The 7,346-nt window shown below is 37.3% G+C and carries 4 protein-coding genes, 1 tRNA gene and 1 riboswitch; of the genes, 4 read left to right on the top strand and 1 reads right to left on the bottom strand.

What is annotated here, in order from left to right; genetic code table 11:
• Positions 1-29: 29 nt before the first annotated feature.
• Entirely contained in the window at positions 30-1,532 is a 1,503-nt protein-coding gene (locus FC27_RS11220; protein ID WP_010624423.1) for a helix-turn-helix domain-containing protein, read from the bottom strand.
• A 100-nt stretch (positions 1,533-1,632) separates the two neighbouring features.
• Positions 1,633-1,805, top strand: a riboswitch (Lysine riboswitch).
• Positions 1,806-1,889: 84 nt separating this feature from the next.
• Between FC27_RS11220 and FC27_RS11215 the strand changes: the two genes are divergently transcribed.
• From FC27_RS11215 to FC27_RS11200, 4 genes are all read left to right on the top strand, one after another.
• Entirely contained in the window at positions 1,890-3,335 is a 1,446-nt protein-coding gene (locus FC27_RS11215; protein WP_010624422.1) for an amino acid permease, read from the top strand.
• A 280-nt stretch (positions 3,336-3,615) separates the two neighbouring features.
• Complete coding sequence (gene serS, locus FC27_RS11210) at positions 3,616-4,905, top strand: serine--tRNA ligase (protein ID WP_010624421.1); 1,290 nt, start codon at positions 3,616-3,618, stop codon at positions 4,903-4,905.
• Positions 4,906-4,965: 60 nt separating this feature from the next.
• Positions 4,966-5,039: transfer RNA gene (locus FC27_RS11205), tRNA-Thr, on the top strand.
• A gap of 858 nt (positions 5,040-5,897) precedes the next feature.
• A complete protein-coding gene (locus FC27_RS11200; RefSeq protein ID WP_010624420.1) occupies positions 5,898-7,253 on the top strand; it encodes an FAD-dependent oxidoreductase in 1,356 nt (451 codons plus the stop codon).
• Positions 7,254-7,346: the final 93 nt, after the last annotated feature.

Below are 7,346 nucleotides of genomic sequence, written 5' to 3'. Positions count from 1 at the left end.
CGATTTGACTTAGAGCCTAAAATTAAAATTTAGTATTCGATGCGCGAACCTTTTTCGTGATTACGTTGCAACTTATCAGTATAGATATGATAGAGCCGTACCAATAAGTACATATAATCTGACCGTAAAGCTGTTTGGTTCCACGGGATAACGATCAAATCATCTGGATAACGATCACGCCCCTCAGCATCAGGAAAGGCATCGAGTGTAGTTATCAAGATATCGACATTTTTGTAAACATTACTTGGCTGGACTGCGATAAATTCCATCGAACTCAAAGTATTCATCAAAAGACCTTCGACCTGGTTGCCGACATCGGTCAAAACTTTGATGTGTAAAATGTCCTCATCACTGACACCACGGATGTAATTTATCATAACCTTGTAGAGATCGTGAGCGATGCTCTCAACTGAATTGCGGATTGGACCATATTCATTGGGATCTACATTAGCAAAGAAATTGTAGATGCTCTCATAGGTTGATGATAAAGTATTGTATTCTGATGGATCACGAGTATAGGAACCTAATTTGATCTGGGCATCATGAGCGATAATATAGTAAAAACCAATATCACGAACGATGTCATCCGCTAAATATTTGATAGCCTTGGGATCAGAGGTAATCTCGAATTTGCTTTGATATTTGTTCTTCATGAAGTTGATAAATTTATAAGCCAAGCCATAAATTTTTGGATTGATCTGATCAGTCAAATCCGGACTCTCTGGTACTAAGAAGTGAGAAGGTTGAAAACAGAAATCTTTCAAAGTATTGATATATTTATTCTCATTGTCTAATTTGTCCATTGGAATCAACGAATAATCAGCACGCGTGATCAAATCTTTTCCTAATTTATGTTGAGGGAAAAGTTCATCAAATCCACTCATATCTTCTAAGTAATGATGTTTGATCAATCTGACCCTAGAGATACCTAAAAGAGCCTCCAATTGCAGTTTAGCGACTGGATTATCATCACGATCGGCCATTTTTTCAATGGTATCTTGTTGAATCAATTTGAATGGCCATTCAAGGCCGTGAAAAGTATACCAGTAGATGAAATAAGCCAACCAACGGATGTTTTTCTCGTCACCCTTTAATTCTAAGGTTGCATTAGAAATTTTCAGACCAAAATTCTTCAGCATTTTGCGGAAATTGGTCATCCGTCTGTTGAGCGTAGATTTACTAGTAAAATGAGAATTACTGAAATTCTCAAAAGTTGGATTGGCGTTGGTGAAGCCATAATCAAATGCTTGAAAAACAATAGAATTCTTAAATAAGAATAGCCGATAGCTATCTATTGCGATTCTATCGAAATTGATCGATTCGATTTTTGACGATCTATTGCTGATCTCAGGATCGAGGTCAAAAATATCGTCCAGTAATGCCTGAAAAATATTGTATGTTTTTTGATATGTGAAACCAAGTCCATTACCAATGGCGCTAAGATTGATTTCGGCCTTTGGTAGTGACTTGATGACTGTCAACATTTGATATTTTTCAACATCCTGTTTGCCAAGAAAAACCGTCTCGAGCATAGAAAAATCACCCCCGGATGCGTTTTGCTTATAAAAATAATTGTAACATTAATTGCTGCCAGTACTTGCGACAAATAGAAGTTTTCTTTATAATGTCTTACATGCAGATAGAGGCGCATTAATTAAGAGTAATGATTTGGAGCAAGTAGGTTGCTATGAAGGATCATGAAAGGAATCAATGCCGAAATCGTTTCGTCCCTACAGCGAAACGATTGGGTCGTTACTCAATAAGTAACGGACTGTCGCACATTGGTGCGTTGAGCTATTGATCATTTGGATAACAATACAATCCTTATTATCAGTGGTATTTCTGATAATAAGGTTTTTTTTGTATCTAAAATAGATAGGGGAATAGAAATGGAAAATACAGATGTAAACCGGTCGCTCAAGACACGTCATTTGTCGATGATCGCGCTAGGCGGTTCGATCGGAACTGGATTATTTGTTGCTAGTGGATCATCGATTTCGACGGCTGGGCCAGGAGGTGCCTTAATTGCCTATGTGGCAATTGGTATCATGGTTTATTTCTTAATGACCAGTTTAGGTGAGATGGCGACTTACATGCCAGTCTCAGGTTCATTTGCAACATATTCAACAAAATTTATCGATCCAGCTTTGGGCTTTGCCTTAGGTTGGAATTATTGGTTCAACTGGGCGATAACCCTCGCGGTCGATCTATCAACGATCTCGATCGTTATTAAGTATTGGTTCCCGAGTTGGGATTCATGGAAGATCAGTTTGACCTTCTTAGTAGTCCTGTTTGTAATCAATATTGTTTCCGTCGGTTCCTTTGGTGAAACCGAGTATTGGCTTTCATCCATCAAAGTAACGGCGGTAATTGTCTTCTTGATTGTTGGTGTGATGAGTATCTTAGGAGTTTTAGGCAATCAACATTTTGTTGGACTGACTAATTTCACTTATAAGAAGGCTCCTTTTGTTGGTGGTGTACCAGCCGTCTTGAGCGTGTTCGTTGTTGCTGGATTCTCGTTTCAGGGGACTGAGTTGATCGGTATTACTGCCGGTGAATCAGCTACTCCAGAAAAGAGTATCCCTAAGGCCATCAAACAAGTATTTTGGAGAATTTTATTATTCTACATCCTATCGATTGCTGTTATTGGTGCTTTGATCCCGTACACAAGTCCTAATTTACTAGGTTCTGGTGCTACTGACATTGCCATCAGTCCCTTCACGATTGTCTTTAATAAAGTTGGTATCCCATTAGCAGCTGGTATTATGAATGCGGTTATTTTGACCTCAGTTATTTCAGCCGCAAATTCAGGACTTTATGCTGCTAGTAGAATGCTTTGGTCAATGAGTAAACAGGGTATGGCACCAACAGCCTTTCAAAGGACTAACAATCGTGGTGTACCACTGTTTTCGTTGATCTTAACAGCTGTAGTTGGAGCAATTGCTTTATTCACTAGTCTATATGGTAATCAATTCTATCAATTACTAGTTGCAGCCAGTGGTCTAACTGGATTCATTGCTTGGTTAGGAATTGCTTTTTCACATTACCGGTTCAGAAAAGCTTATCTCTTCCATGGTTACAAGCTTGATGATCTAAAATACAAAGCTAAGTGGTTCCCATTCGGTCCTATTTTAGCAATTGTCCTCGGTATCATTATCATCATTGGACAAGATGTCCGGTCCTTGGTCGACTTTAATGTGGTCAAACTACTTGTCAGCTATTCTGGCTTGATCTTATTATTCCTATGCTGGATCTATTATAAGGTCAGACATAAGACTAAATTTATCAAACTAGAAGACATCGATATTGAAGCCGCCAAGAAACATAAGTATTAAGATTGAAAAAATCAATCATTTAATTTAATATATAGATGAATATTAAAAACCAATAAGGTGCCTATTATAGAATTTTCCAGAGAAGCGATGTTCGGTGTGAATCGCTAAATTCTCATTCCAGTATCTTGGTTAACGGGTAATGCCGTTCGGTGGATCCGATATATCCCTCAAGAGCAGTGTACAAGTCTACACTGAAACTGGGTGGTACCGCGAAACTGATTCGTCCCTTTATAGGGATGGGTCAGTTTTTTTATTGGCTAAAAATCAAAGGAGAACAGATATGCTAGATATCAAGATGATCAGAAATGATCCAGATTGGGCTAAGAAAAAATTAGCTGCCAGAGGTATTAAAGCTGAAGAAATCGATGAGTTGCTGGGTTATGATCAAAACCGTCGTGACTTCTTGGTCAAGACTGAAACTTTAAAAGAAAAAAGAAATAAAGTTTCTCAAGGCATTGCTACTAAGAAACGTAACAAAGAAAATGCTGATCAAGAGATTGCTGATATGAAACAAGTTGGTTCAGAGATCAAAGATCTAGATACAAAACTTCAAGAGGTTGAAGATAAGATGAACTATATTTTAGTTCGTCTTCCTAACTGGCCTGATGATTCAGTTCCAGTTGGACCTGATGAATCGACTAACAAAGAGATTCGTAAGTGGGGAACAATTCCGACAGAAGATTTCAAACCAAGACATCATTGGGATATCGGCGAAGAATTAGGTATCTTAGATTTTGATCAAGCTGCTAAAGTTTCTGGTAGTCGCTTCGTTTATTATCTAGGAATGGGTGCAAGACTTGAAAGAGCCGTCTATAGTTTCATGCTTGATGAACATCAAAAAGAAGGCTATACAGAAGTTATCCCGCCATACTTAGTTAATAACGAAGCAATGTTTGGAACAAGTCAGTTCCCTAAGTTTACTGAAGATGTTTATACAGTAATGGTCGATGAGAATCCATTAACATTGATTCCAACAGCTGAAGTACCACTTACAAACTACTTTGCTGGTAAGATCATCGATGAAAAGGATATGCCAAAATATGTAACGGCCTTAACACCTTGTTTCAGATCTGAAGCAGGTAGTGCTGGTCGTGATACTCGTGGATTGATCAGAATGCACCAATTCAATAAAGTTGAAATGGTCAAAGTAACTAAACCAGAAGATTCATTTGACGAACTTGGAAAATTAACTAACAATGCAGAGAACATTTTGCAAAAGTTAGGCTTAGCTTATCACGTGATTGTTCTATCAAGTGGTGACGCTAGTTTCTCATCAACTAAGACTTATGATCTTGAAGTATGGCTACCAGCACAAGAAAAATATCGTGAAGTTTCAAGTTGTTCAAACTGTCTTGATTTCCAAGCTCGTCGGGCTCACATTCGTTACCGTGACGAAAATGGTAAGACTCATTTGGCTCATACATTGAATGGTTCAGGCCTTGCTGCCGGACGTGTGGTTGCTGCTATTTTGGAAAACTACCAAAATGAAGATGGTTCAGTTACGATCCCTGATGTATTAGTACCTTACATGGGTGGCGTAACAAAAATCACTAAAGACAACGCAATCTAACTTGAATAAATCGGCTCAAATTGATAGAATTTAATAGTTCACTTTTGAACTATTATTTATGCCAGTNTTAGCTCAGTTGGTAGAGCATCGGTATCGTAAACCGGCGGTCACAGGTTCAAATCCTGCAACTGGCAGATTAAAAAGTCACCTTCGGGTGGCTTTTTTTGTTGTCTAAAGAACAAAAAATGAGTTCACAACAATCTAGATTGGTGGAACTCATTTCTTTCGCTTAAATTTTCGTAAGACAAGCCTAAACCTATTTTAATGAATTGTTTTTTGACCTGATCAACTTAAGAATACGATTTAATTAAAGTTCCACGGTTGATAATGATGACAAATTTTATAATTCATTGACTAATCCCAACGGTATTCACCCCATATCCTCAATCAACTATATCTTAGTCTAATTACTGTAAAAACTCCATCAAATATGAATGGTTTTTTAATTTTTTGAAAAAGAATTTTAGCGCAAAAAAATAAGTCTGCCCGAGGAAAGCAAACTTATTTTTAGCGAATAATGTCGTACATAATTTGAGGCCAGTGGAATGATAAGGCAGCGGATTTTTGAAGAGCCATATCTTGTCAAAAAGAGGGATTTTATTATTATGTAAAGTCTGTTTGAATCAGCCCAATTGAAACAAACAGACTTAAAATTTTTTAGATTTTAATCATTAGGAATGAAACTGGTAGAACCCAAATTATGTTTGAGGGGGGACATCATCCATTTATTTAAGTGGTAAAGAGGATGGATACCACGTGATTTATGGGTTAAATAATGGGGGAGTCTTCAAAAAATTCATTCCGTTTTCCTTATCACAAATACAGTATAGGACCATAATATGGTAACTTTTATTCAATTTTGATAAGAATTTTTATATAAGAAAAATGTATCTTGATGTATGCCAATAATATATTGTCAAAAGGATAAATAAGATATATTATGATATATATAATAATAGTTCAATTAATCACAAAGATGGGAAGGTAATATTATGAAAGTTAGTATCATTGGTTGTACACATGCTGGTACTTTTGCAGCAATGAATATCTTGAAAGCACATCCCGACTGGGAAGTAGATGTTTTTGAACGTAACGACAATTTATCGTTCCTATCCTGTGGAATCGCACTCTGGGTGAGTGATAGGGTGTCAGATCCTAATAAAATGTTTTATGCAAGTCCAGATGATTTAGCTAAATCTGGTGCCAATATGTATATGAAACATGATGTGACAAGTATTGATTTTGAAAATAAAACAATTGAAGTAAAAAATCTTGACTCAGATGAAACTTTTTCACAATCTTATGACAAAATTGTATTAACAACTGGTTCATCACCAGTTATCCCAAACATTCCTGGCATTCATTCAGACCGAGTTCACTTGTGCAAAAATTGGACCAATGCAAATGAGCTTCGTCAAAATGCTTGTGAGATCAATAGTGCTATCGTCATCGGTGCTGGTTATATCGGAGCAGAATTGGCTGAAGGTTATGCTCATTTAGGTAAGAAAACTACCTTGATTGATGCCTTACCAGATCTTTTAGCTAAGAATTTTGATTTGAATATGTCTAAAGTTGCTGAAAAAGATTATACCGACAATGGAGTTACCCTAGGATTGGGGGAAAAAGTCGAATCCTTTATCGATAATCCTGATGGCACAGTGACAGTTAAAACTGACAAAAATTCTTACACAGCTGATATCGCGGTAGCTTGCATCGGTTTCCGTCCTAATACTGATATGTTCAAAGATGAGTTCGAGACTTTGCCAAATGGTGCTTTGATCGTTGATGAATATATGCATACATCAAAGCCTGATGTATTCTCAGCGGGAGATGCAGCCTCAGTTCATTACAATCCAACAGGTGATAATCAATATATTCCTTTAGCAACTAACGCTGTTCGCCAAGGAATTTTAGTTGCGAAAAATATTGAAAAAGATACAATGAAGTATCTAGGAACACAGGCCAGTTCAGCCGTGGAATTGTTTGACCGCTCATATGCGGCTAGTGGTTTAACCGCTGGACACGCAAAAGCTTTGGGTAAAAAAGTTGATACAGTAACTTATGAGGATAATTATCGTCCCGAATTTATGTTATCAACGACACCTGTTTTAATGAATTTAGTTTGGGACCCCGAAACACGGATCATATTGGGTGGAGCGTTGACGAGTATGTATGACATCTCCCAATCAGCCAATTTATTATCCGTTGCAATTCAAAAGAAAATGACAATCGATGAGTTATCAATGGTTGATTTCTTGTTCCAACCTAACTTTGATAAACCAGTCAATTATATTAGTGCCTTGGCAGGGGCAGCTGTTGAGAAGGCGGACGCAAAAGTTTCAGAATAAGTCCGTTGTTGAAAGATAACTCTTTCGCCAACCACCAAGTCACGAATTCTCAACAGCAGCATGAGTATTTCGAAAAAAGATTGGCTCTAAGTC

Source organism: Companilactobacillus versmoldensis DSM 14857 = KCTC 3814 (assembly GCF_001434295.1).
GTDB lineage: Bacteria > Bacillota > Bacilli > Lactobacillales > Lactobacillaceae > Companilactobacillus > Companilactobacillus versmoldensis.
Note: the sequence above shows the minus strand (reverse complement) of the source record. Positions and strands in the feature narration are given on the sequence as shown.

Coding starts and splice junctions, on each gene's coding strand:
- FC27_RS11220 (WP_010624423.1), bottom strand. CDS start 1,532: ATGCTCGAGACGGTTTTTCTTGGCAAACAGGATGTTGAAAAATATCAA.
- FC27_RS11215 (WP_010624422.1), top strand. CDS start 1,890: ATGGAAAATACAGATGTAAACCGGTCGCTCAAGACACGTCATTTGTCG.
- serS (WP_010624421.1), top strand. CDS start 3,616: ATGCTAGATATCAAGATGATCAGAAATGATCCAGATTGGGCTAAGAAA.
- FC27_RS11200 (WP_010624420.1), top strand. CDS start 5,898: ATGAAAGTTAGTATCATTGGTTGTACACATGCTGGTACTTTTGCAGCA.